The 23,868-nt window shown below is 72.8% G+C and carries 21 protein-coding genes; 6 read left to right on the top strand and 15 right to left on the bottom strand.

The genetic code is table 11. The annotated features are described in order from the left end of the window. Positions 1–21: 21 nt before the first annotated feature. Positions 22–234 carry a hypothetical protein gene (locus tag EV371_RS01715; protein WP_130460487.1) on the bottom strand — a complete coding sequence of 71 codons (213 nt, stop codon included), beginning with the start codon at positions 232–234 and terminating at the stop codon, positions 22–24. A 55-nt stretch (positions 235–289) separates the two neighbouring features. Here EV371_RS01715 and EV371_RS01710 point away from each other — a divergent pair, with 55 nt between their 5' ends. Together EV371_RS01710 and EV371_RS33230 are read left to right on the top strand one after the other, a co-directional pair. Further along, the gene (locus EV371_RS01710; protein WP_130460486.1) at positions 290–934 is read left to right on the top strand and encodes a hypothetical protein; all 645 of its coding nucleotides are present in this window, start codon (positions 290–292) and stop codon (positions 932–934) included. Further along, positions 928–1,611, top strand: coding sequence for a cellulose-binding protein (locus EV371_RS33230; RefSeq protein ID WP_165436578.1), 684 nt, complete (start codon positions 928–930; stop codon positions 1,609–1,611). The genes EV371_RS01710 and EV371_RS33230 overlap by 7 nt, the downstream gene beginning before the upstream one ends. Here the strand turns inward: EV371_RS33230 and EV371_RS01700 are convergent. The 3 genes from EV371_RS01700 to EV371_RS01690 all read right to left on the bottom strand — a co-directional run bounded on the left by EV371_RS01700 (position 1,571) and on the right by EV371_RS01690 (position 4,995). Further along, positions 1,571–2,035, bottom strand: coding sequence for an ankyrin repeat domain-containing protein (locus tag EV371_RS01700; RefSeq protein ID WP_130460484.1), 465 nt, complete (start codon positions 2,033–2,035; stop codon positions 1,571–1,573). The genes EV371_RS33230 and EV371_RS01700 overlap by 41 nt on opposite strands. A 135-nt stretch (positions 2,036–2,170) precedes the next feature. Next, complete coding sequence (locus EV371_RS01695) at positions 2,171–3,184, bottom strand: phosphotransferase (RefSeq protein WP_165436577.1); 1,014 nt, start codon at positions 3,182–3,184, stop codon at positions 2,171–2,173. Positions 3,185–3,360: 176 nt separating this feature from the next. Next, the gene (locus tag EV371_RS01690; RefSeq protein WP_130460482.1) at positions 3,361–4,995 is read right to left on the bottom strand and encodes an ABC transporter substrate-binding protein; all 1,635 of its coding nucleotides are present in this window, start codon (positions 4,993–4,995) and stop codon (positions 3,361–3,363) included. Positions 4,996–5,256: 261 nt separating this feature from the next. On the opposite strand from EV371_RS01690, the gene EV371_RS01685 reads away from it, so the two are divergent. Further along, positions 5,257–6,267, top strand: coding sequence for a winged helix-turn-helix domain-containing protein (locus EV371_RS01685; protein WP_130460481.1), 1,011 nt, complete (start codon positions 5,257–5,259; stop codon positions 6,265–6,267). A 62-nt stretch (positions 6,268–6,329) separates the two neighbouring features. Here the strand turns inward: EV371_RS01685 and EV371_RS01680 are convergent, their stop codons facing one another. The 3 genes from EV371_RS01680 to EV371_RS01670 form a co-directional block, all read right to left on the bottom strand. Beyond that, positions 6,330–6,812 (bottom strand): hypothetical protein, encoded by a 483-nt coding sequence (locus EV371_RS01680; protein ID WP_130460480.1) that lies wholly within the window; start codon positions 6,810–6,812, stop codon positions 6,330–6,332. 20 nt (positions 6,813–6,832) lie between these two features. Beyond that, a complete protein-coding gene (locus EV371_RS01675) occupies positions 6,833–8,566 on the bottom strand; it encodes a RyR domain-containing protein (protein WP_165436576.1) in 1,734 nt (577 codons plus the stop codon). 142 nt (positions 8,567–8,708) lie between these two features. After that, on the bottom strand, positions 8,709–10,223 hold the full coding sequence (locus tag EV371_RS01670) for an aminopeptidase P family protein (protein WP_130460478.1): 1,515 nt from the start codon (positions 10,221–10,223) through the stop codon (positions 8,709–8,711). A 213-nt stretch (positions 10,224–10,436) separates the two neighbouring features. On the opposite strand from EV371_RS01670, the gene asnB reads away from it, so the two are divergent. Continuing rightward, positions 10,437–12,395 (top strand): asparagine synthase (glutamine-hydrolyzing), encoded by a 1,959-nt coding sequence (asnB, locus tag EV371_RS01665; protein WP_130465580.1) that lies wholly within the window; start codon positions 10,437–10,439, stop codon positions 12,393–12,395. A 78-nt stretch (positions 12,396–12,473) separates the two neighbouring features. On the opposite strand, the gene EV371_RS01660 is transcribed toward asnB, so the two are convergent. Then, complete coding sequence (locus EV371_RS01660) at positions 12,474–13,571, bottom strand: lytic polysaccharide monooxygenase auxiliary activity family 9 protein (RefSeq protein ID WP_486484435.1); 1,098 nt, start codon at positions 13,569–13,571, stop codon at positions 12,474–12,476. 420 nt (positions 13,572–13,991) lie between these two features. Between EV371_RS01660 and EV371_RS01655 the strand changes: the two genes are divergently transcribed. After that, positions 13,992–14,930, top strand: a complete 939-nt coding sequence (locus EV371_RS01655; RefSeq protein ID WP_130460477.1) for a PfkB family carbohydrate kinase — start codon at positions 13,992–13,994, stop codon at positions 14,928–14,930. Positions 14,931–15,102: 172 nt separating this feature from the next. On the opposite strand, the gene EV371_RS01650 is transcribed toward EV371_RS01655, so the two are convergent. The 5 genes from EV371_RS01650 to EV371_RS01630 form a co-directional block, all read right to left on the bottom strand. Further along, complete coding sequence (locus EV371_RS01650) at positions 15,103–15,945, bottom strand: MBL fold metallo-hydrolase (RefSeq protein WP_130460476.1); 843 nt, start codon at positions 15,943–15,945, stop codon at positions 15,103–15,105. Further along, complete coding sequence (locus tag EV371_RS01645; RefSeq protein ID WP_349340827.1) at positions 15,942–16,433, bottom strand: thioesterase family protein; 492 nt, start codon at positions 16,431–16,433, stop codon at positions 15,942–15,944. Before EV371_RS01645 ends, EV371_RS01650 begins: the two co-directional genes overlap by 4 nt. A gap of 588 nt (positions 16,434–17,021) precedes the next feature. Continuing rightward, on the bottom strand, positions 17,022–19,310 hold the full coding sequence (locus tag EV371_RS01640; protein WP_130460475.1) for an FtsX-like permease family protein: 2,289 nt from the start codon (positions 19,308–19,310) through the stop codon (positions 17,022–17,024). A 178-nt stretch (positions 19,311–19,488) separates the two neighbouring features. Next, positions 19,489–20,145, bottom strand: coding sequence for an ATP-binding cassette domain-containing protein (locus EV371_RS01635; RefSeq protein WP_130460474.1), 657 nt, complete (start codon positions 20,143–20,145; stop codon positions 19,489–19,491). Continuing rightward, on the bottom strand, positions 20,142–20,696 hold the full coding sequence (locus tag EV371_RS01630; protein ID WP_130460473.1) for a helix-turn-helix transcriptional regulator: 555 nt from the start codon (positions 20,694–20,696) through the stop codon (positions 20,142–20,144). Before EV371_RS01630 ends, EV371_RS01635 begins: the two co-directional genes overlap by 4 nt. A 153-nt stretch (positions 20,697–20,849) precedes the next feature. On the opposite strand from EV371_RS01630, the gene EV371_RS01625 reads away from it, so the two are divergent. After that, positions 20,850–22,007 carry a phosphatase PAP2 family protein gene (locus tag EV371_RS01625; RefSeq protein ID WP_130460472.1) on the top strand — a complete coding sequence of 386 codons (1,158 nt, stop codon included), beginning with the start codon at positions 20,850–20,852 and terminating at the stop codon, positions 22,005–22,007. Here the strand turns inward: EV371_RS01625 and EV371_RS01620 are convergent. Together EV371_RS01620 and EV371_RS01615 are read right to left on the bottom strand one after the other, a co-directional pair. Beyond that, positions 21,991–23,376 carry a PH domain-containing protein gene (locus EV371_RS01620; protein ID WP_130460471.1) on the bottom strand — a complete coding sequence of 462 codons (1,386 nt, stop codon included), beginning with the start codon at positions 23,374–23,376 and terminating at the stop codon, positions 21,991–21,993. The genes EV371_RS01625 and EV371_RS01620 overlap by 17 nt on opposite strands. After that, positions 23,373–23,852, bottom strand: a complete 480-nt coding sequence (locus EV371_RS01615) for a PH domain-containing protein (protein ID WP_349340832.1) — start codon at positions 23,850–23,852, stop codon at positions 23,373–23,375. Before EV371_RS01615 ends, EV371_RS01620 begins: the two co-directional genes overlap by 4 nt. Positions 23,853–23,868: the final 16 nt, after the last annotated feature.

The following is a 23,868-nucleotide window of genomic DNA, read 5'->3' as shown; positions in this document are numbered from 1 at the left end:
CCAGCCTGGCGGTGGGCGTACCTACTGTGCGGTTTGGGATTTGTTCGGGTCGGCGGTCGGGCCACTGCCGGTGGAAGTTGCACCATCGAGCGCCGCCACGTGCCGCTCCCGCAGCCGGTCGCGGATCTGTTCCGGCGTGTACGCCCGGCGGCGCCGCTCGGCCCGAGCCAGCACCACCCCGGTGGCGGCCACCCCGACGACACTCGCCACGCCGATTACCTTCCACCAACGCATCCGCCTAGGGTAGTCGGCATTGCCCGGGGCGGACGGGCGGACCGAGGTGGGAGCGATGGCCGAGGAGCGCAGCGAACTCAGCCTCGACGAGGCGGTCGAGCTGACCCGTACCGGCGACGTCTGGGTCTTCCGGGGGCGGAGCGTGCCGGATCGGGCGATCCAGTTCACCACGAACAGTCCGGTGAACCATGTCGGAATGTCCGTGGTCATCGAGGACCTGCCGCCGTTAATGTGGCACGCCGAACTCGGCCGGTCGCTGCCTGACATGTGGTCGGGCAACCACCACCGGGGCGTGCAGTTGCACGACCTGCGCGACGCCGTCCGGGTCTGGGGAATCCGGTACGGTCAGCGCGGCTGGCTGCGGCAACTCGAACCGGCGGCCGACGACGAGATGGAGAACGGGGTGCTGCGTACCATCGCCCGCCTGGACGGAACGCCTTTCCCGTCCACCGCCCAGCTCGCCTGGCGGTGGTTGCGCGGTCGGGCGCCCGCCGTGCGTCGCCGACCGAGTGACAGCACGCTGGAGACGGCGTACTGCGCCGAGGTGGTCGCGGCGACCTACCAGGCGATGGGGCTGCTCCCGGCCGGCCGCCGACCGAGCTGGTACGACCCCGGACGGTTCTGGAGCGGCGACGATCTCGAACTCTCCGCCGGCCGACGGCTCGGCGACGAGATCGCGGTGCGGGTCCCGACTTGCTGAACGTGCCCGAACCGACCCGGCCGCGGTTCCTCGCGGCGGCGCCGTGGATCGTCGTGCTGGCCGGCGTCCTGGTCATGACCGTGCTCTTCGTCTTCGCCACCGGATACCTCACCGGCGACCGGCGCACCGCCGGCGCACCCGAGCCGGCCTGGCCGTTCGCGCCGGGCTCGACCCCGGCACCGGAGGCCTCCGCTACCGACCCGGCGGGCGGTCCGTCGGCCGGTTCCCGCACCCCGACGCCGACCCCGGCGCGGCCGAACGGCGGCGGCAAGCCGGGGACGTCCCGGGCGGTGCCGACGCGTACCACCCCACCGCCTCCCCGGCCGACCGGCGCCGCACCGAAGTCGCCCGAGCCGCTGACCGGCCGCTATCGGGTACTCGCCGAGCACCGCGGCTCGTTCATCGCCGAGGTGCTGGTCCGCAACGAGTCCGGCTCGGCGCAGTCCTGGACCGTGGAGCTGCGGTTCGACAACCAGGTGAACGACCTGCGGTGGTTCTGGGTCGAGGGTGCACCCCGGCCGTCGGTGGACCGTGCCGACGGGCGATGGATCTTCCGGAGCGGGGCACCGCTGGCCGCCGGGCGCTCCGATCCGCTGCGGTTCCAGTTCGAACGCTGGGGTGACGACGAGCGGCCGATCAGCTGCACGGTGAACGGTCGGGCCTGCCAGCTCCGGTAGCCGCCCGGAGGACTTCGGCGGTCTCCCGGTGACCACCGCGTACCGCCCAGTCCAGGGCGGTGGCACCGGTACCGGAATCCTCCCGACGGCCCGGATCGGCGCCGTACGCCAGCAGGACACGCACCACCTCGGTGTGACCCCAGGCCGCCGCACCGGTCAACGGGAGGCCCTCGTCGCCCTGCCCGCTCTCGGTGTCCGGCGCCGCCCCGGCGGCCAGCAGCAGCCGGACGATGGGGGTCAGGCCCTGCACGGACGCCCGGTACAGCGGAGTGCTGCCGGCCGGGGTCGCCGCGTCCGGGTCGGCACCGGCGCCCAGCAGCGCGACCACCAGGGGCACGTCCTCCCCGAGCACCGCGTCGGCGAGCCGCTTGCCGAGCTTCTTGCGCCGCCGAGCCCCGAGCCTCGTCCGCCGTCGTGTCCGCACCGGCCCAGCCTAGGAACAACAGCCGCCGGGTGCCGCCGGATATTCGGCGCCACGGTCGGCCCGGGACCAGCGTGGCGTGGGGGAGCAGTGGCGCAGTAGCGCGGCGGCAGGCTTCGGTCGGGCCGTCTTCGCGGTTCAGACCCGGGTGGCCGGCAGGGTGCCGATGTGCTCCAGCACGGAGCGGAGGATCGCGAACGACTCGTCGTCGTCCTCGGTCCCGGTGTGCGGGGCCCGGAACCGGCTCGTCTCCTCGGCCACGTCGGCAAGGTGCCACCAGCTGCGATACAGCTCCAGCATCTCCGGCAGCGGCGTCACGCCGGTCGCCTCGGCATAGGCGGCGAGCACCGACCCGTCACCGGGCTCCATCAGCCAGAGGTCGCGCTCGGGCGGGGCGATCCGGACGGTGTCCCAGTCGATCAGCAGCCAGCCGCCCTCGCGGATCCGCATGGTGTTGCCGGGATGCGGCTCACCGTGGGTGAGCACCATCCGGGCCGGCCGGGCCCGGGCCGCCCGCACGAGTTCGCCGTGCCGGGCGAGCAGCCGGCGTACCGGTGCCGCGTACTCGACGAGCAGCCGGGCGGCGAGGCGGGCGTACGGGCCGGTGTCGGGGACCTTTCCGGTGCCAGCCAGGCCGAGCTCCAACTCGTCCCGGTGCGGGACGGTGAAGTCGTCGACCGGGGCACGGTCGCGGGCCGCCACCGGCGCCGCGTGCACCGCGATCACCCGATCGAGTACGCCCCGACGGTGCGCGGGGGAGGCCCACTCGCCCCACCGGAAGCTCTCCCCGGCGACGTACGGGTAGATCGCGACGGCGAACCGGTCCCCCGTCCGGACCACCGGCTCACCGTCGCGGGTCGGGATCGGCGCCACCACGAACCCGCAGCCCTGCTCCCGCAGTCGCCCGGCGGTGCCGAGCGCGGCCCGCAGCCGGGCGTACGCCGCGTCGAGCGGATCGTCCAGGCTGAGCCGCCTGGTGCCGAGGTCGTCGACGGAGACGAACCGCCGGCCGCCCTCGGGGAGGCTGACCTCCCAGTGGTGGCTGCCCCGCCCCACCGGGCGGTACTCCAGCGAGCCGATCCCCAGCCCCCACTCCCGAACCAGCACGGATCGGAGCACGTCCTCGGGAAGGTCGTCGGGCGGAGTCAGCATCCGCCCAGCCTGGAACCCCACGGGATCACCGGCAACCGGGTTTCGTCCCGGCCCCCCGCGTCGAGTGCAGGCGACGTCCCGGTCGGCCGGCAACGGGTGGCCCGCGGGCGCACTCCTGGGCGGCGGGTCGGCTCGCCGCATTCGAGCCGACCCGCCACGTCCGTGCCGTCGGCAGGTCAGCCGGTCACCTCGATCTTCAGCAGGTCGACCTGGCCGAACGCGTCCATCTCGACGTTGCCGACCCGGGTGGAGTGCCCGAAGTTGTTCTGCCCGAACCGGAGCGGGATCACCGGCATCTCCCGAGCCAGGATCTGCTCCGCCTCCTGGTACTTCTTGATCGCCTCCTCCTGGTTCGGCGCCCGCTCGCCCTCGGCGACCAGCCGGTCGAACTCGGCGTTGCTGAAGCCGTAGTAGTTCGACGACCCGTCGGTGGTGTAGAGCGGCCCGAGGTAGCTCTGCATCGACGGGTAGTCCATCGACCAGCCCATCCGGAACATCCCGACCGGGGTCTTCGCCTCCACCTTGTTCAGCAGGTCGGCGAAGCGGGCCTCCGCCGTACTGGTGCAGTCCACGCCGAGGTTGCTGGAGAGCTGGTTGCAGGTGGCCTCCACCCACGTCTGGTGGCCGCCGTCGCCGTTGAAGGAGATCTGCAACCTCGCCGGCCCCCCGGCCGCCTGGTACGCGGCCCTGGCCTTCACCGGATCGAACTGGCACGCCTCGCCGCAGGTGTCCGGTCGGGCACCGGCGACCAGCGGGGAGACGAAGGACCGGGCGGAGGTCTGCGAGTCCTTGAAGACCGCCTTCACGATCTCGTCCCGGTCGATCGCCATCGAGATCGCCTTGCGTACCTCCGCCTTGGCGAACTCCGGCTGGAAGGTGGGGAAGGCGAGGAACTGGAACGACGACAGCGGGCTCTTCCTGAACCGGTCGCCCAGGTCACCCGGCGCGCTGCCCAGCGCCTCGGTCGGCACCTGGCGGGTCACGTCGTTGTTCCCGGCGAGCAGGTCGGCGTAGTCGGCGGCCAACGCCTGGTAGATCTGGAAGACCACGCCGCCGATCTTCGGCTTCGGCCCGGGGTGTGCGTCGTACCGCTCGACCTCGATCCGGCTGTCGTGCTGCCAGCTCCCCTTCATCTTGAACGGGCCGTTGCCGATCGGCGCCTCCTCGAAGCCCTCCTTCAACACCCCGTCCGAGGCCCACGCGGCGTTCGGCAGCGGCGCGAAGACGTGGTAGCCGAGCACCGACTCGAACTCGGCGAACGGCGCGGTGAGGGTGATGGTGACGGTGAGGTCGTCGACCTTCTTCAGACCGGTCAGCTTCTTCGCCTTCGGCTCCGGTGCCTTCTGCGGGCCCTCGCCGTCCGGATCGGTCGACTGGAGGTCGTCGTACCCCTCGATCTGACCGAAGAAGTACGCCCCGCCGTTGCCGTTCGGCCCGTACGCCGCGTGGTTCCAGGCGTTGATGTAGCTGTCGGCGGTGACCGCCTCGCCGTTGTGGAAGGTGTATCCGCGCTTGAGCTTCACCGTCCACAGTCTGTTGTCGGTCGACTCGATCGACTCGGCCGCCACCTCGAACGGCTTTTTGTGCTCGTCGAAATCGACCAGCGGGGTGTAGAGGGCGGCCAGCACCTGCGCCCCGGCGCTCTCGGTGGTGTTCGACGGGATCATGTGCTGCGGCTCGGCGATCCCGATCCGCACCACGGCGTCGGCGTCCGGGGTGCTCGGGTCCGCACCGTCGCCACTGCACCCCGTCGCGGCGAGTACGGCGGCCAGCACCGCCGCGCTCCAGATGATCCGTCTGGACACCGACATGGAGACTCCTTCGCATCGGCGCCGCACCGCGAGCCACCGGGCGGCGTGACCTCGCCGGGCGCGACGGTCGTCCGTCCGGCCGGACCGCGCCGTCTACGGCCGGCTCCTGCCTCCCAGTTACGAGCCGATCAGCCTGTCCCGGCAATGCTTTTGACTGGGTCCAAACCGTCCGGAGAGCCGACAACTCGGCGCCGGGGCGAGCGCGTCTGGTGAGCAGACAACCGCCGTGCGGTGCGGCCGGCCTCAGGCGTGGAGGTGGTGATGATCCGGATCTGGTTGGGCCCCGAGGACATCGCCCGGACCCGGATCGCACCCGCGCCCCTTCCGCTGTACGAGGTGGTGGTCAGCCTCGCCGGAACCGGAACCGGAACCGGAACCGGGGCCGGGGCCGGAACCGGGGCCGGAACCGGGGCCGGGGCCGACGGCGTGGCGGATCGGGTGGCCGTACTGGACCTCGCCGACTGGCTGCGCGAGCTGGTCGAGTCGACCGGGGCAGGCCCGGGGGGCCGGGGCAGGTCGGAGCCCGCCCCGACCGGTCGCGCCGGTTCGGTCAACCTGCTCGCCCCGCTCTCGCCGGACCGGACCCTGGAGGGCGCGCTCGCCTGGCTGCTCACCACCTCGGTGGGCCGGGCCCGGAGCCTGGCCGCCGCGGTGCGCGGCTACTACGACCGTCGGATCGCCGCCGACCTGGCCCACTGGGAGTCGGTGGTCCGGCTCGACGTCAACGAGCGCAGCCGTGCCCTGGCCACCGGCGGGGTGGAGGCGCTGCTGGCGATGCTCGACCCGTGGGCGGCCTGGCGCAACCCGATACTCTCGGTGACCTCCGCCGTCGACCTGGACCTCCGCCCGAACGGTGCCGGCCTGCTGCTGGTCCCGTCGGTCTTCGCCCGGAAGCTCTGGGTCGGTGGCCAACCGGACTCGGTGGTGCTGGCCTATCCGGTACGCCGGCCCCGGACCCCCGGCGGTCGTGCCCCGGGGCACCGGCCGGTCCCGGCGTACGCACTCGGCGCCGCGGCGACCACCGGTGATCCGCTGACCGCGCTACTCGGACGATCCCGGGCGGCGGTGCTCCGGGCCGCCCTGGTCGGCGCGAACACCACCGACCTGGCCCGGCGGGCCGGCATCAGTACCCCGTCCGCGTCGCAGCACGCCAGCGTGCTCCGCGACGCCGGACTGCTGCGGACCACCCGGCACGGCAAGGCCGCCCACCACACGCTCACCCCGCTGGCCCGAGCCCTGCTCACCGGTAACGACGCCATCAGCCGCCGCTGACGAGAAGCAAGGAAGGCCCCCGCCTATCATTTCCTGTTGTAGAGGGGGCCCTTCCCAACAGGTCAGCGGCGGCGGGCGCCGGCCGGCCAGAGCACGGTCACCGGCAGGTCCCGGGACTGCGCCGCCCGGACCACGTCCGCGGTGTCCCCGACGTCCGCCGACGGGTTGCCGTCCCAGACCGCGAAGAGCCGCTCGCAGCGGCGCAGCATCTCCAGGCTCGCCGCCAGGTACGCCTCCCGTCCCGAGCGCGCGTACGGCATGTACGACACCGAGCTGGCCCGGCACAGCAGCTCGTCGAAGGCGGGCAGGTTGTGTGCCCGTACCGCCCGCCGTCGGTAGTCCCGGGCCGGGATCACCGCCTCGAAGCTCCCGCCGCTGGCCAGTACCGCCCGGGCGAAGAGCTGGTCGGCGCCGTCGGCGAGACAGGTGATCCCGTGCAGCTCCGGCCCGGCGTACCGGCGCAGTTCCTCGGTGAGCCGGGCGTAGACCAGCTCCGCCGTGCCGTCGGCGAGTACTACGTGCCCGGTGACACCGATGCGGGCCATCCAGCACCGTCCGTTCGTGGTTACGCGTGCCCGACGCGGACGATCCGAAAGCCCGCGTCGGCCAGGATGACCGGGAGTTCCCGGACCGCCTCGTGGTTACGCTCCCGGAGATCTTCCCGTAGATCCTCCCAGGGGCTCAACGCCGGATGCAGCCGCCGCTCGTCGTCACGGTGTGGCGCGTACCGCCACCCGCTCGCCACCTGCTCCGTCAGCCAGCGCTGGTGCTCCAGGATGGCCAGTCGCTCGATCTCCGGTTCCTCCAGGGCGTGCTCGTCGCCCGGCCCGACCCGGGGTGACAGGGCGCAGCCCAACTCGCGCAGCTTCCGGCCGATGTCCTTGGCCTGGGCCCGGTTGGCCCGGCGCAGCGACTCCGGCAGCTCCTCCCAGGGCACCAGCGCCGGATTGCTGTCCAGTCGTTCGCCGTGCCGGCGGCGGGCCACCACGTAACTCTCGTGGATCACCCGGGCCAGCCGTTCCACCAGGTCGTCCCCGATCAGCGCGGGGTCGCAGGCGGCGTGCACCACGCCGTAGAGCCGGAGCGCGCCGGAGAGATCGTCGAGGACGCCGAGGCCGTGCCCGGAGCCGAACGCCTCCCGCAGGTTGGCCAGCCGGTCCAGTCGGACCACCATCGAGCCGGGCCCGCCGTGCCAGAGCTGCTCGGCGGTGAGCGCCGTCTTCAGTGCCCGCTCCTCGTCGTCGTAGCAGATGAAGACCCGATCCGGCGGGAGCGGGAAGCCGGCCCGGGGGAGCTGGCCGAGCAGTTCGCCGAGCCCGCCGTCGAGCGGGATGATCCGGCAGACCCGGGACAGGAACGGATAGCGGTGGGTCAGCTGGGCCGCCGCCTGGGTCGCCGCCTCGTCGACCAGGACCAGCGGTACCAGCCGGGCGCCGTGCGGGTCACGTACCCGCCACCTGCGGGCCAGCTCGACCAGGACCGCCCGGCCGAACGCGGTGGCGCCGAGCACCACCACCCGGGGCGGCCGGCCGTCCACCGCGGTCAGCGGGTCCTCGGCGAAGAGCTTCCGGGCGGCCAGGTCGTCGATGTTGAAGAAGTCCAGCCGGGCGCCGGGGTGCCGGGCCAGCCCCAGGTGCCGGGCCTGCAACGCGAGGCAGAGTTCAGGGTCGCCGACCTGGGCGTAGACGGCCAGCGGGGACCGGCCGTGCCGGGCCGCCGCCAGGCCGATCGCGGCATTGGTCGCGCTGTCCTCGGTACACGCGTAGACCGCCTTCGCCCGACCGATGCCGGCGCCGCGCAGCACGTTCGGGTCGCGGGCGGCCCGGGCCACCCGGCCGGGGCCGGACGGCGCCGTGTCGTCGGAACGAACCGCCACCACCCGGTGGCCGGCGGCCCGGAGCCGGCGGGCCAGGGTGTCCGCCACCAGGCCGTCGCCGCAGACGATGACGTGTCCCCGGGCGTTGCGGTCGCGCAGCCGGCGCAGCTCGGTGGCGAAGAGCAGCCGGCAGGCCTCCACCACGGCGTACGCGGTGACGGCCGGTGCCGCGAACCGGGCGAAGTCGAGCAGCGGCGGAAACGGGCCGCCCTCGTCCAGCGGCGGTGCACCGAGCACGAAGAGCTGGAGGTCGTAGTAGATCAGGTCGAACGGGTTGTCGCCGTAGCCGCCGGTGCCTTCGAGGTGCTGCGCGAGCCCGACGTAGCCGCAGACGAAGGCGACCACCCCGGCGAGCGCGAACACCAGTCTGAGCACACTCTTGGTCGGTGCGCGGGGCGGCTCGCCGAGGCTGTATCCGGGCACCACACCTCTCCTGCTGTCCGGTGCGACGACGCAGCGCCATCGTACCGTCGCGGGGTGTCGGCAGCGAACGTGAAACGATCATCCCTTCGTGCCGGCCCGGTCGCCGGCCGGGGTGCCCGGCCGGCGACCCGAGCCGGGCGGTTCAGCCCGGCAGCCGGAAGCCGGCGGCGCGTTGGGCGGCGAGCCACTCCTCCACCTCGTCGGCCCGGCTGGGCAACCCGGCCGAGAGGTTCACCGCACCGTCCGCGGTCACCAGTACGTCGTCCTCGATCCGGATGCCGATCCCACGCAGCTCGGCCGGGACCAGGTCGTCCTCGGGCTGGAAGTAGAGCCCCGGCTCGACGGTCAGCACGTACCCTTCGCCGAGGGTGCCGTCCCGGTAGTTCTCCTTGCGCGCGTTGGCGCAGTCGTGCACGTCGAGGCCGAGCATGTGCCCGAAGCCGTGCAGCGTCCAGCGACGGTAGACCATCGACGTCTCGTCCATGGCCTCGTCCACGCTGACCGGCAGCAGACCCAGCTCGGCGAGCCCCTCGGCGAGCACCCGCATGCAGGTGCGGTGCACGTCCTTGAAGGTCACCCCGGGCCGGATGACGTCGATGCCGGCCCGCTGGGCCGCGTACACGATGTCGTAGACCTGGCGTTGCAGCGGGGAGAAGGTGCCGGAGACCGGCAGTACCCGGGTCACGTCGGCGGTGTAGAGGTGCCGCCCCTCCACTCCCATGTCCATCAGCAGCAGCTCGCCCGGGCGGGTGATGCCGGTGTTGTGGATCCAGTGCAGGATCGTGGCGTGCTCGCCGGAGCCGACGATCGAGTTGTAGCCGACGTCGTAGCCGTCGTGCCGGGCCCGCAGCCCGAAGACCCCTTCCAGCAGCCGTTCACTGACCGGACGGTCGGCCGGCAGCACCCGGGCGACGTCTTCGAAGCCGCGTACGGTGGCGTCGATCGCCTCCTGGAGCTGGGCGATCTCCCACTCGTCCTTGACCAGCTTCTGCTCCGACAGCAGCGCCGCCAGTTCGCGGTCCCGGCCCAGCCGGGGGTCGGAGTCCTCCGCCTCGCTCTGCGGCGGATCGTACGGCCGCACCGCGCCGTCCACCGACGGGTCCAGCCCGCGCAGCACCCGGGTCCGGCCAGGAGCGCAGTCGGCCAGCGCCGCCGGCAGGTCGGACAGGGATGCCGTCTCGATGCCCAACTCGGTCGACTTCTCCGCCAGGGTGTGCCGGCGGCCGACCCAGAGTTCGCCGTTGCGGCTGCGGAAGAACTCGTCGGACTCCCGGGATGCCCGGGGGCGCATGTAGAGCACCGCGTCGTGGCCGGAGCCGTTCGGGCGCATCACCAGCACGCTGTCCGGGTCGTGGTCGCCGGTCAGGTAGACGAAGTCACTGCCGGGGCGGAACCGGTAGGCGGTGTCGTTGGCGCGTACCTTCTCCGGACCGGTCGGGATCACCAGGGTCTCGCCGGGGAGGGCGGCGGAGAGCGCCGCGCGCCGCTTGGCGTGGTTCGGCACCTCGGGTCGGGGACCGACCGGCAGGGTGGAGTCCCGCCAGCCCTGCCGCATGAACTCAAGGAACTTCTCCGGAAAGTCCGGGTCGTGTGACTCCGTCCGGGCCGTCTCCACCTGTGCCGGCTCCGCCGTGATGTCGGTGCGCTCGTCTGACATCGCCGCTCCTCCCTCGTCCGGCCCGGTCCTCGCGAGGCGTGGTCGGCGTCCGGCCGGGGATCGGTCCGATTCCCCGCCGACTGGCGACCCGGTCCCTCGTCCGGCTGACCTGATCTGCGCTTATGACGTGCTCCGACGGTACCGTGCGCGGACCGTTCGGTCTTGGTGGCGGTGCCGGCACCACGGACGGGTCCGCGTGGAAAGATGACCGCCATGTGCGGACTCCTGGCCTTCTTCAGCGCGCACGGCAACGCCGGCGCACACCGAGACGCCCTGGCCGGTGCGTTGGAATGCCTGCACCACCGGGGACCGGACGAGACCGGGGTAGAGGTGATTTCCACCCCGGACGGGTACACCGACGCCGTCTTCGCGCACAAACGGCTCTCGATCATCGACGTGGCGTCCAGCCACGAGCCGCTGCCGTACGCGGGCGGGCGCTACTTGCTGACCTTCAACGGCGAGATCTACAACTACATCGAGTTGCGCGAGGAGTTGGCCCGGGACTACGGCGCCCAGTTCGCCACCGCCGGTGACGGCGAGGTGATCGTCGCGGGCTTCCACTACTGGGGTGAGCAGGTGCTCACCCGGCTGCGCGGGATGTTCGCGTTCGTGATCTGGGACCGGCAGCAGCGCCGCGCCTTCGGCGCCCGGGACTACTTCGGGATCAAGCCGCTGCACTACCTCCAGACCCGGGACGGGGTCTATCTCGCCTCCGAGAAGAAGGCGCTGCTGCCGTTCGCGCCGTCGGCGCACGCCGGTGACGCCGGGGTGGACACCGCCAACCTGTCGCACTACCTGACGTTGCAGTACGTTCCCGAGCCCGGCACCCTGCACCAGGGGATCAACCGGATCGGCTCGGGGGAGTACCTGACCTGGAGCCCGGGCCGGCAGATCGAGGTGCGCCGCTGGTACCGGCCGGTGTTCCGGCCGGCCCCGGTGCAGGAGCCGCAGAAGCTCTACGACCGGATCCGGGAGACGTTGCGGGAGAGCGTCCGGATGCACATGCGGGCCGACGTGCCGGTGGGCTGCTTCCTCTCCAGCGGCATCGACTCGACCGCGGTGGTGGCGCTGGCCCGGGAGTTCAACCCCAACATCCTCACCTTCACGGTCGGCTACGACGTGCCCGGCTACTCCGAGATCGAGGTGGCCCAGGACTCGGCCCGGCATCTCGGGGTCACCACCATCCCGACCAAGATCGGGCCCCGGGAGATGATGGAGGCGCTGCCCAAGATCGTCTGGCATCTGGACGACCCGGTCGCCGACCCGGCCCTGGTGCCGCTCTACTTCGTCGCCAAGAAGGCCGCCGAGCACGTCACGGTGGTGCTCTCCGGCGAGGGCGCGGACGAGTTCTTCGGCGGGTACACGATCTACCGGGAGCCGCTCTCGCTCGGCGCGGTCAACGGGCTGCCCGGCGGGGTGCAGAAGGGACTGCGGGCGGTCTCCAAGGCGATCCCGCAGGGGGTCAAGGGGAAGAGCTTCCTGGAGCGTGGCACCACCCCGATCGAGGAGCGCTACTACGGCAACGCCCGGATGTTCACCGAGGAGGAGAAGCAGCAACTGCTCCGCCGCTACGACCCGGCGGTCCGCTACACCGACGTGACCGCGCCGATCTACGCCGAGTGCACCGAGCTGGACGACGTGACCAAGATGCAGTACGTCGACCTATACACCTGGCTGCGCGGCGACATCCTGGTCAAGGCCGACCGGATCTCGATGGCGCACTCGCTGGAGGTGCGGGTGCCGTTCCTCGACCGGGAGGTCTTCGAGGTCGCCGCCGGCATTCCGGTGGACCTGAAGCTGCCGCCCCGCTCCGACGCCACCAAGTACGCGATGCGGCAGGCCCTGCAGGGCGTGGTGCCGCCGGCCATCGTCAACCGGCGCAAGCTGGGCTTCCCGACCCCGACCCGGGTCTGGTTGGCCGGCGAGATGTACGACTGGGCCCGGCACATCTTCTCGATCTCCGGCGCCGGTGAGCTGCTCGATCTCTCGTACGCGATGCGGCTGCTCGACGAGCACCGGCGGGGAGAGGCCGACCACTCCCGCAAGATCTGGACCGTGCTGATCTTCTGTGTCTGGCATGCCATCTTCGTGGCCCGCACCCTGGACCCGGGCATCCAGCGCAACCAGTCGGCGCTGCTCACCAAGCCGGTGGTCGGGTCGATGGTGCGGTGACCTGCGGGGGAGTCCCCCGACGCGGCGAACGGGCCCGGCGCCGTCGGCGCCGGGCCCGTTCGTGATGTGCGGTGGTGGTTACGAGCTGGTGCAGCTCAGCGTCGGGGCGGAGCTGTTGGTGCCGCTGCCCACGAAGCCGAAGCTGGCACTGGCACCCGGAGCGAGGCTGCCGTTGTGCGCGGCGTTGCGGACGGTCACCGTACTGCCGCTCTGGCTGTGCGTGCCGTTCCACAGGCTGCCGATGCTCTCGCCGTTCGCCCAGGTCCACGACGCGGTCCAGCCGCCGATCGCCGCGGTGCCGCTGTTCCGGACGGTCACCTCGGCCTGGAAGCCGCCGCTCCAGCTACCGGTCGAGCGGAAGGTCGCGGTGCAGGCGCCGCTGCCCGGGTTGTTGGTCGGCGGGTTGGTCGGGTTGCTGGTCGGCGGGTTGGTGGGCGGGTAGGTGGGCGGGTTGGTCGGGTTGCTGGTGCCCGGGCCGAGGCCGGTGACCTCGCCGTTGCCGCCGTCGAAGACCACGTCGGAGCAGCCGAAGAAGTTCTCCTGGCTGTCCGAGCGGACCCAGCGGGAGTAGATGATGTGCCGGCCGCTCTTACCGCTGGGCAGCCGCCCGCTGAAGTAGTAGTGGCCGTCGTTGCTGCCGACCGCGCCCTGCTGCGGCGGGTTGGTCACGGTCAGGAACGGCGAGGACTCCAGGTCACTCCAGTTCAGCGCCCGGGTCGGGCTGAAGCCGTCCCGGGTCACGTAGAAGTAGAACGTCCCTGGGTGGTGGGCCCAGTTGCTGTACTTGAAGTTGAAGTTGCCACCGGAGGTCAGGTGGGTCAGCGGCCAGTCGTTACGGGCCAGGTTGTAGCCGCTGAAGCTGCTGTTGCCACCGCTGCAGAGCTGCCCGTCCGGGATGAAGCCGGTGGTCCGGCCGCCCGCGTCCGAGCGCAGCACGCTGAACCAGTTGTAGAGCGAGTTGGCTCCGCTCTGCGCGACCGCGGCCGAGCAGGCCGGGTTCTGCGGGATGATCTGGCCGGTCTGGCTCAGACCGTCCCGCCAACAGAGATAGGTACGGCTGCCGGGTGCCATGGCGGCACCGTGCGCGGCGGCCGGGGTGGGGTTGACCACCGTGATGACACCGGCGCTGAGCGCGGCCACGGCGCCGAGCACCGCGATCCTGCGAAGACGTTTCACCGAGTTCTCCTTCTGGGGGGCACTGCCGCAGCCGGTAACCGACGCTGCGGACGAACTGCGGGGGACCCGTGGGACGACGGGCGCCCGCTTCCGACACTGGTTGCGATATCGCCGGTCCGCCCCGCCAGAGGTGGTGGGCTGGAATCTGCCGGACGGCAGACGGGCGACACGGCGCACAGTCCGATCACGGATGTGTGCCCTTCGCGTGGCCCCTTGCCGGCACCCGGCACAGCGCGTCAGCCCCCGCACTGGCTCGGTACCGGCAATCGCATCACGGAACCCCGTTCGCTGGCAATAGGAATCCCTCGATGAAATGTTTCCGGCCGAGACCGGCCCGACGGTCGGGGCGGATCGCGGATGTGTCAGGGTCAGGGGAACCGCCACCGGGACCCGGCCGGCGCGGCGGTGCGGGAGGCTCGGATGGGGTACGCGGTGGTGCTGGGCGAGGCCCTCGTCGACCTGCTCGACAGCGAGTACGACGGGCAGCCGGTCTACCGGCAGGCGGTCGGCGGGGCGCCGCTGAACGTGGCCGTCGGGGCGGCCCGGCTCGGCGCGGAGGTGGAGTTCGCCGGCTCGCTCGGCGACGACGTACTCGCCGGGCGGATCGCCGACCTCCTGGCCGTCGCCGGGGTCGGCCGGCGCGGCGTGGTGGTCCGTCCCGTGCCCACCGCGCTGGCGGTGGCCACCTTCGCCGGGGCGGAACCCGACTTCCGGTTCTACGGCGAACCGCTCTCCTACGGGCTGCTCGGGCCGGAGGATCTCGACGTACCCCTGGTCCGGGGCGCCTCGCTGCTCTACGCCGGCTCGGTCGTGCTGCTCTGCCCGCCGGTGCTGGCCGCTGCCCGGCGGGCCTGGGCGCTCACCACCGGCCTGCGGGTCTTCGACCCGAACGTGCGGCCCCGGCTCCTGCCGGACCGTGCCGCGGTGGCCGGGCTCCGGGAGGTGGTGGCCGAGTTCGTCGCCTCCGCCGACCTGGTCAAGCTGAGCGCGGCCGACGCCGAGGTGCTCTACGGCGACACCTCCGCCGAGGCCACCGCCGGGCGGCTGCACGACCTCGGCGCCGGCACCGTCGTGGTCACCCTCGGCTCGCGCGGGGCGCTGGTCTCGACCGCCGCCGACACCGCCGCGGTACGCCTGCCGGCGCCGGTCGTCGACGCCGTGGACGCGACCGGGGCGGGCGACTCGGTGATGGCGGCCCTGATCGCCGACCTGCTCGCCGAGGGACTCCCGGCGGACCCGGCCGGCTGGTCCGATCGGGTCGGCTACGCGCTCAAGGTCGCCGGGCTGGTCTGCGAGTCACCCGGCGGTGCGGTCTCGATGCCGACCCGGGCGCAGGTCGCCCGCCGCTTTCCCGGCTGAGTCGACCCCGGGGCAGGTCGCGCCGCTTCCCGGCTGAGTCGACCCCGGGGCAGGTCGCGCCGCTTCCCGGCTGAGTCGACCCCGGGGCAGGTCGCGCCGCTTCCCGGCTGACCGGACTCCCGGGACGCCCGGCCGCTGTCCCGGCTGACCGGGCCCGTGGGATGGCGGCGGCTCAGGCGTCGCCGCGCAGTTCGGCGTACCCACGCTGGACGGCGGCGAGGCCGGCCTCCGGGCCGAACGGCGTGCGCTGGGCCACCCGGTCGGCGGGAGCCCGGTCGGCGTCCCCGTTGCGGATCAGCCAGCTCATCGTGGCCAGGTCGTCGTGCTGGACCCGGACGAACTCGGTGTCGACCACCGTGCCGTGCCCGGGTACGACGACCGTGCCCGGGGTGAGGCAGCCGAGTAGCGCGGCGACGGTCTCCACCCACTCCAGCGGAAACGCGTCATCGAAGGCCGGTGGACCGCTCTGCTCGATCAGGTCACCGGCCACCAGTACGTCGGCGTCCGGCACCTGCACCACCAGGTCACCCTCGGTGTGTCCTCGGCCCAGGTGGCGAAGCAGCACCGCCCGACCGCCGACATCGACGGTGGCCTCCCGGCGCACCGAATGGGTGGGGGCGAGCACCGTGGTCCGGGCGAGTTCGGCGGCGAGCCCGGGATCGGCCGGCAGCACCTCGTCGTACGCCTGCCGGCGCACCAGCGCGGGCTGTTCGCGGAGCAGCCGGACGGTCTCCTCGTGGGCGTAGATCGGCACCGGACCGTCGGCGGCCAGCGCGGCGTTGCCGAAGCAGTGGTCGAAGTGGTGGTGCGTGTTGACCACGACCAGCGGGTCGGCGGTGAGTGCCCGGACCGCGCGGAGCAGTTCGGCGGCCTGACCGGCGGTGGAGAGGGTGTCCACCACCAGCGCCCCGCCGTCGCCGACCACCAGGGTCACGTTGACGTCGAGCACCGGCTGGCGCAGCACGTACACCCGGTCGGCGATCTCGGTGAAGGCGATGCCGGTGGTCGTCGTCATGGCGTGCCCTGGGCCCGCGCGAGGAACCGCTGCCGGTCCACCAGCATCCGTTCCACCCGACCCTCGGCAACCGTGGTCGCGCCCTCGGTGACGGCCACCTCGAAGAGCAGCCGCCGCCCGTCGACCTTGGCCAGCCGGGCCTGTGCCACAGCGGTCCGGCCGACCGGGGTCGGCATCCGATGGTCGAGTTCCACCCGCATTCCGACGGTGGTCATTCCGGCCGGCAGCCGGCTCGCGGTGGCGGCGACGGTGGCCGCCTCGGCCAGCGCCAGCACCTGGGGGGTACCCAGCACCGGCACGTCGCCGGAGCCGACCGCCTGCGCGGTGTCGACGTCGGTGACGGTCAGCTCGACCCGGGCGGTCAGGCCCGGCGGAAAAACGCTCTGCGACTCGCTCTCTGACGCGGGTGTGGCTCCGCTGACCTGCGGTTGCGTCGCACCGCCCGACGCCGACTCCGGCACCTGTCCGGCCGGGTGTTCCTGATCCATCAGCAAAGCGTAGATGTTCGGCCGACCGCTGACGCCGACACGCGACGACACGCCGGACCGCTATCCGACAATCCACGGCCAGCCGCTCCCCGAACTGGGGAAACCGTACGCGAGCAGGTGGTTTCCGTGCCGTGACGGCCCCGCCGCCCGCGGGCTCCGTCGGTATCGATCGGAGGCGTAGGTGCCGCTGCGTGCGGAGGCAAGGACAGGGTTCGGCCTGAGCCGACGGGAGAAACGGACGTGGCACGGTCGACACACTGGTCCCAGCGATCCCGAACCGGACTCGCCGCCGACCATGGTCCAGCGAACCAACTGCCGGCGCCCGGTCACCTGGACACCAGGTGCGCTACGACCGGTCGATTCCGCCTCCAGCGTCCAGGTGAGCGCGGCCGGTCGGAGGGGCAGCCGTGGTGGGCGAACAGGCGGGGCAACTCGGGTAACTCGACGGTCTCCGAGCCGGGGCACCCGTCGCCGGCCAAGCTGGCGGAGGAGGCGCGGTGTCGACGGGCCGCCGGTAAGAGCGGACCAGCCGGAGACCCGGGGGCGGACCACCCCAGGCACCGGCTGCCCCCGATCTCCTCACCCGGGTCAGGGCCGGCGGAGCTGTTCCGCGGTGATCCGCTGGGTCAACCAGGCCGGTACGGCCATCAGCACCACCCCGACCAGCAGCGCCGCGCCGGCCAGCCAGAGCGTCGGGGCGACCCGGTCGAGGACCCGATCCGGGTCGAGGTGGAGCAGGCCGGCGAGGACGACCGCGATGGTGACCGTGGCCAGGCTGGCCAGGCCGAGCCCGATCACCAGCGGTACGGTGCCGAACCCGACCTCGCCGGCGGTGATGGTGCGCGGGCTGGTGCCCACCACGGCCAGCGTGGCGTTGTCCCGGCGCCGCTCGACGCCGCGGTCGATCGCGGCGACGGTGAACGCGCCGATGCCGAGCCCGAAGCTCATGACGAGCCCGGTGACCAGCAGCGTCATCAGCATTTCCGGATCGATGCCGCGCCGGGTGCCGAGGTCGCCCGACAGGTACCGGGTCGGTACCCGGGCGGCCAGCACCTGGGCGGCCCGGTCGGCGGCGGCCCGGTCGGTCGCCACCAATTGAAGTCTGGCGGGGGGCGGCACCTCCAGTGCGGCGGCTACCGGCGCCTGCCGGGTGACCAGCAACGTGCCGGACATGCCCATGTCGAACCGCATCCGCGGGCGCAGGATCTGCTCCGGTACCGGGACCCGGGTGCCGCCCTGCGCGACCACCTCCTCGCCCGGTTTCGGCAGCGGCATCCCGAAGTGGAACTGGTGCGCCAGCCGATAGGTCCGGCCGTCCACGCAGGACTCGCCGGGGCCGAGCGTGTACATGCCGGTGAGGTCCGCGCAGTCGCCGACGAGCAGATTGCCCCGCTCGCCGGAGATGGTCGCCGGGACGCTTGCCAGGTGGACCACCTGTACGCCGGGGACCTGCCGCAGGTCGGTGGCGGGCAACGGGCCCGGGCCGGAGACGGTGTACATCCGGTGTCCGCCCGAACCGTCGACCGAGCTGAGGTAGCGCTGGTCGATGACCAGGCCGACGGCGAGCGGACCCATCCCGGCCACGTAGACCATCACGGTGAAGGCCGCGATCAGCCGGGGTGCCACCCCGGGGGCGTGCCGCAGCCTGGCCGTGGCCAACTCCAGCCAGACCGGGGTACCCGGAAGCCGGGCCAGCAGCGTGGCGACCGCGTACCCGAGAGTGGGCAGGGCGAGCGGTAGCGCGAACCCGACGAGCAGCATCGAGACGAGGAAGAGCAGCGCATCGCCCTGGCTGGCTTCGCCGCGACCGGACCAGCCGGCCAGTACCGCCCCGCCGAGCCCGGCCAGCAGCGGCAGCACCCGCCAGGCGCCGGGGCGGCGGTGTGGGGCGTCACGGCGTACGGCCAGCGGGTCGACCCGGGCCGGCCGGGTCGCGAGTACGCCGATGACGACCGCGTACGCCACGGTCAGCGCGACCATCCCGACGACCGCCGGCACCGGTACGGCGAGGTCGGCGGCGTACCAGTGCAGCCGGCCGATCCGCCAGCCCTCCGAGACCGGGGCGAGGAGCGCGAAGCCGGCCAGCCCGAGCAGCGCCCCGCCGAGGGTGACCACCCCGGTCTCCACGGCGTTGACCAGGGTCGCCTGCCGGGCCGAGACGCCGAGCAGCCGCAGGGCGGCGATCCGGCGGTCCCGGGTGGAGGCGGAGAGCCGGGCGCAGGTGGCCAGGAAGACGCCGAACGGGACCAGCACGAAGAACCCGAAGGCGCCGGCCAGGATCCGGGCCGGGCTGAAGACGTCCGGCCCGGCCCCCTCGCCCAGGGCGTATTCCAGCGGATGCCCGAAGCCGGTGACCGGCCAGTGTTGGTCGAGCAGCCGATCCTCTTCCGGCACCACGACCGGTGCGGCGCCGACGTAGGCCAGCAGTTCGTCCGGGGCGAGCAGCCCGGCCGGACCGACCGTGCCGATCACCCGCTGCGGGAACCGTGCCGCCGCCCTCGGGTCGGTGGTGATCAGTTCCCGCAGGGCCGGCGAGACCACGATCTCCCCGGGTGCGGGCAGCGCGGCCACCCCGGGTGGGCGCGGGCTGGTCGCGGTGGCACCGATCACGGCGGTACGCCGGAGCAGCCGGCCGTCCACCGCGTCCTCGATGTCGTAGATCCGCAGCGTCGAGGGGCTGGCCGGGTTCTCCTCGCGGACCGGGGTGCGGGCCTCGGCCCGGTCGTGCTGGGCACCGGCCACCGAGACCGAGGCCAGTGAACCCAGTACCAGCAGTACGCCGAGCGCCGCCCCGGACGACATCAGCGCGGCACGAAGTAGCCCGCCCCGTCCGGAGCCGATCGAGAGCCGCAGCCCGAGCCAGAGCCACCGCCTCACGCCGTCGCACCTTTCGTTCGTGGCTGTGGGGCTCGCAGGCCCGGCTCACTCCTCGCACTCACGGTGCCGTCTTTCGTTCGTGGCTGCGGGGCTCGCAAGCCCGGCTCACTCCTCGCACTCACGGTGCCGTCTTTCGTTCGTGGCTGCGGGGCTCGCAAGCCCGGCTCACTCCTCGCACTCACGGTGCCACCCGCCCGTCGCGCAGGAAGACGGTCCGATCCGCGTAGGCCGCCACCCGGGCCTCGTGGGTGACCATCACGACCGCGCTGCCCTCCTGGCGGGCCAGTCCGGTCAGCGCGTCCAGCACCACCTCGCCGGCGGCGCTGTCCAGCGCCCCGGTCGGCTCGTCGGCGAAGATCACCGACGGCCGGTGCGCCAGTGCCCGGGCGACGGCGGCGCGCTGTGCCTCGCCGCCGGAGACCTGGCCCGGGCGCCGGTCGGCCAGTTCGACCACGGCCAGCTGGCCGAGCAGTTCGACGCTCCGGCGTCGGGCCTTCGCCCGGGACGTGCCGAGCAGTCGCAGCGGCAGTTCGACGTTTTCCCGCAGGGACAGCTCCGGCACCAGGTCACCGAATTGGAGCACGAAGCCGAACGACCGGAGCCGGAGCTTGCTGCGCCGGCTGTCGGAGAGGTTGTCGATGCGCTGCGCGTCGAGGCGCACCTCGCCGTGCTCCGGACGGAGGATGCCGGCGAGCACGTGCAGCAGGCTCGACTTGCCGGAGCCGGACGGCCCCATGATGGCGAGGATCTCGCCAGGGGCGACGGTCACGTCGGCGCCGTCGAGCGCGACGGTCTGGCCGAACCGGAGGGCCAGGTTGCTGCCCTGGAGGGTCATCGTTGCTCCTTCTTCGCGTCGTCGATCCGGGACACCAGCGCGGCCAGCCGGGCGAGCCGGGCAACGGCGCCGTCGATCCACTTGAGGTCGGCGTCGAGGTGGTACATCTCGAAGTCGGCGTCGAGCTGGGCGAGCAGGTCGCCGGCCTGCCGCTGGGCGCGCATCTCGCGCATCCGGGCCAGGTGTGCCTGGCGTTGCCGGTCGAGCATCGGTTCGGCGGGCCGGCCGCTGGAGAGCGCGATCAGCACCTTGGCGAAGAGCACCCGCCGGCTGCCTGTCACCTCGGGCACCTCCGGCTCGTCGAGCCAGCGGTCGAGTTCGCCGACGCCGGTCTCGGTGATGGCGTAGACCCGGCGGTCCGGCCCGACCCCGCTGGCCACCCCGGTGAGGTTGATCAGCCCGTCCCGATCCAGTCGGCCCAGGGTGGCGTAGACCTGCGCCGACTTGAGCGGTCGGCTGTTGCCGAACCACTCGTCGTAGCGGCGCCGCAGCACGTAGCCGTGTTGGGACCTCGGTTCGAGGAGGCCGAGCAGGATCCGGGAGACCGACATGGCGGGGAACACTAGCAACTGAGTTGCTAAGCTAGCAAGCGGGTTGCTAGTCGCGTTCGGGGCGCGTCGTCGTACCGCCCGCGCGTGCCTCCGTACCGCTCGCCGTCGTCCCTCAGCGAGCCCGTCGTGCCGGCGCCGTTAACCTGGACGGCGATGCCCGTCACCGTCACCGATTCCCCGCCCGCGCCGCCGCCCGGTCCGGCGGCCCCGGACGACCGGCGCCGTCGCCGGTTCGTCGCCATGTCGATCTGGGCGGTGGCCTTCGTCGCCGCCTGGCTGCTGATCGGCCTGCCCACCGATCCGCTCTACGCCTTCGCCTGGCTCTGGGCCGCCACCATCGCCTGGCGCAGTGAGCGGCCCTGGCGCACGCACCTGGGCTTCGCCCGGGACTGGCTGCCGGTGGTGGTGCTGCTGGCCCTGTACAACCTCTCCCGAGGGTTCGCCGACAACGGCGCGACGCCGCACGCCTACGAGCTGATCGTCGCCGACCGGTGGATGTTCGGCTGGGCGATGGACGGCCAGGTCCCGACGGTCTGGCTGCAACAGCACCTCTACGACCCGGACGGCATCCACTGGTGGGACGTCGGGGTGAGCTGGGTCTACTTCTCGCACTTCGTGGTCACCCTGGCCGCCGCGGTGGTGCTCTGGCTGCGCTCCCGCCCCCGGTGGGCGGCGTTCATGCGCCGGTGGGGCTTCCTCTGCGCCGCCGGCCTGGTCACCTACTTCATCTACCCCGCCGCGCCGCCCTGGTGGGCCGCCCAATACGGGATGCTCTCCGATGTCGCCCGGATTTCCACCCGGGGCTGGCGGGAGTTCGGCATGCACGGCGCCGGCAACCTGCTCAACGCCGGCCAGTTCGCCTCCAACCCGGTCGCCGCGATGCCGTCGCTGCACACCGCCTGGGCGCTCTTCGTGGTGGTCTTCTTCCTCGGCGCGACCCGGCGACGCTGGTGGCCGCTGTTGCTCTGCTACCCGCTGGCGATGACCTTCACCCTGGTCTACGCGGGCGAGCACTACGTGATCGACGTACTGGTCGGCTGGGCGTACGTCGGACTGACCTTCCTGGTCGTCGGGCTCGCCGAGCGCTGGTGGGCGGCACGCAGGGCCCGCCGCCAGCCGGTGCAGGCCGAGCCGGCGCATGCGGTGACGGCCGGATCCACCGGAGACGGGTCGGCCGGTGACGGAGCGGCCCGTGACGGGGCGGCCGGGGACGGGGCGGCCATCGACAGTGGCGTGGCGGCCGGAACGAAGACCGACACCGGGCCGGAGTCGGGCCCGGCGCCGGAGCGGACCGTCAGCGCGGGTCGGTGAGCCGGGCGGCCCGGGCCCGGGCGGTCAGCTCCGCGGCCAGCGCCCAGGCCTCGTACAGGTCCCGGTCCCGGGCCGCCGCCGCAGGCCCACCGGCGGTGTCCGCGTAGACGGTGGCGAGCCGCAGCCGCCGCTGGAGCGGACCCTGCACCACCCGCACGCTCTGGATCCGGGCGTACGGCACGACGAGGAGTTCCCGGGTCAGCAGTCCGGAGCGGACCGCGAAGACCCGGGCGGAGAGCCCGGCGCCGAGTGCGGTGCGGGCCAGCGGGTGCACCCAGCGGGCCCGGGCCGGCGGCGGCGTGAGGGTGCCGGCGATCCCCACCCCGGGCAGGATCTCCGACATGATCATCTGTGCGGTGGCCAGGTCACCGACCGGCAGCAGCCGATCCGGGTGGCTCCGGTCGTCGAGCTCACCGGTGGAGATTCCGGCGATCGACAGCCGCATCCGCAGCCACCCCTTCGGCCGCCAGAGCAGCGGCCAGGTCACCCCGATCGCCTGGAGCCGGTCCAGCGGTACGGTCTGGGCCCGGGTCTCCAGCAGGCCGTGCCGGACCCGCAGCGCGGCGTCGTCGCGGGCCAGCCGGAAGCTCCAGTCGTCGAGGACCCGCCGGATCGGCTGGAGCACCACCCCGGCCATCGCGGTGAGGGTGCTGGCGACCGCGATGAACGACCAGGAGCCCTCGGTGAAGAACTGGGTGAGCACGAAGGCGACGCCGAACGGCAGGAAGAAGGCCTGCGGGGTGAGGAGCTGACTGACCAGCAGGTCGCGGTTGGACACCGCGTGCAGGTGTCGGCCGACGGGTGGCTCGGCGCCGGCCAGCCCGGCCAGGCCCGGCACGCCGGGCTGACCCGGTGCCCCGACACCGGGCCGCTCGGGCGGTACGACGCCGGGGGCGGTCGCGGTCGGGCCGGACGGCGCCCGGCCGGCCAGCACCAGCAGGCGCTCCCGCAGGACCACCGCGTCGGCCACCGTGACGTACGCCAGCGGCGCCTCCGTCTTGCCGCCGCCGACGACCTCCAGCCGCAACTCGGCGAGCCCGCTGAGCTGGGCCAGCAACGGTCGGACCACCTCCACGGACTGCAGCCGCTCCAGCGGGATCGCCCGGGTACGCCGCCACAGCAGACCCTCGTGGATCCGCAGTTCCCGCCCGACCACGTGATAGCCGGTGTTGTACCAGCTGACCACCGAGAGGACGAGCGCGCCGATCAGCAGTACCGCCACCAGCAGGGCGAAGAAGCCGGGGCCGACCCGGGACAGCGTCGACCAGGAGAGCGCGGCGACGATCACCACCAGTGACTTCGCCCCGTGCAGCAGCGGACTCAACGGGTGCAGTCGCTGCCGGGGCTCGGCGAACTCCTGCGGAGTCACAGACCCTCCGCCCGGTCCTCGCCGAGGGCGGTGAGCCGGTCGCGCAGCCGGGAGGCCTCGGCCGGACGCAGGCCGGGCACCCGGGCGTCGCTCGCGGCGGCGGCGGTGTGCAGTTGCACGGTGGCCAGGTCGAAGGCCCGCTCCAGCGGCCCGGCGGTGACATCGACGAACTGCATCCGGGCGTATGGCACGATCGACAGCCGCCGGACCAGCAGGCCGTGCCGGACCAGCAGGTCGTGGTCGCGTTCGGCGTAGCCCCAGGCCCGGACGGCCCGGACGATCACGGCCAGCCGCCACAGGGTCAGTACGGCCACCGCGCCGAGCGCGAGGCCGAACAGCCAGTGCCCGGTGAGCGCGAGGCCGATTCCGGCGCCGGCGGCCAGGGTCAGCATGCCGATCCCGAGCCGCAGTGCCTCCACCTTGATCAGGTCCATGGAAACGGGCTGCCAGCGTACGGTCTCCGGCCACGGCTCCAGCGGGTCGGTCGGCCCG

Source organism: Plantactinospora sp. CNZ321 (assembly GCF_004217235.1).
This window is presented reverse-complemented; position numbering and strand designations above follow the sequence as displayed.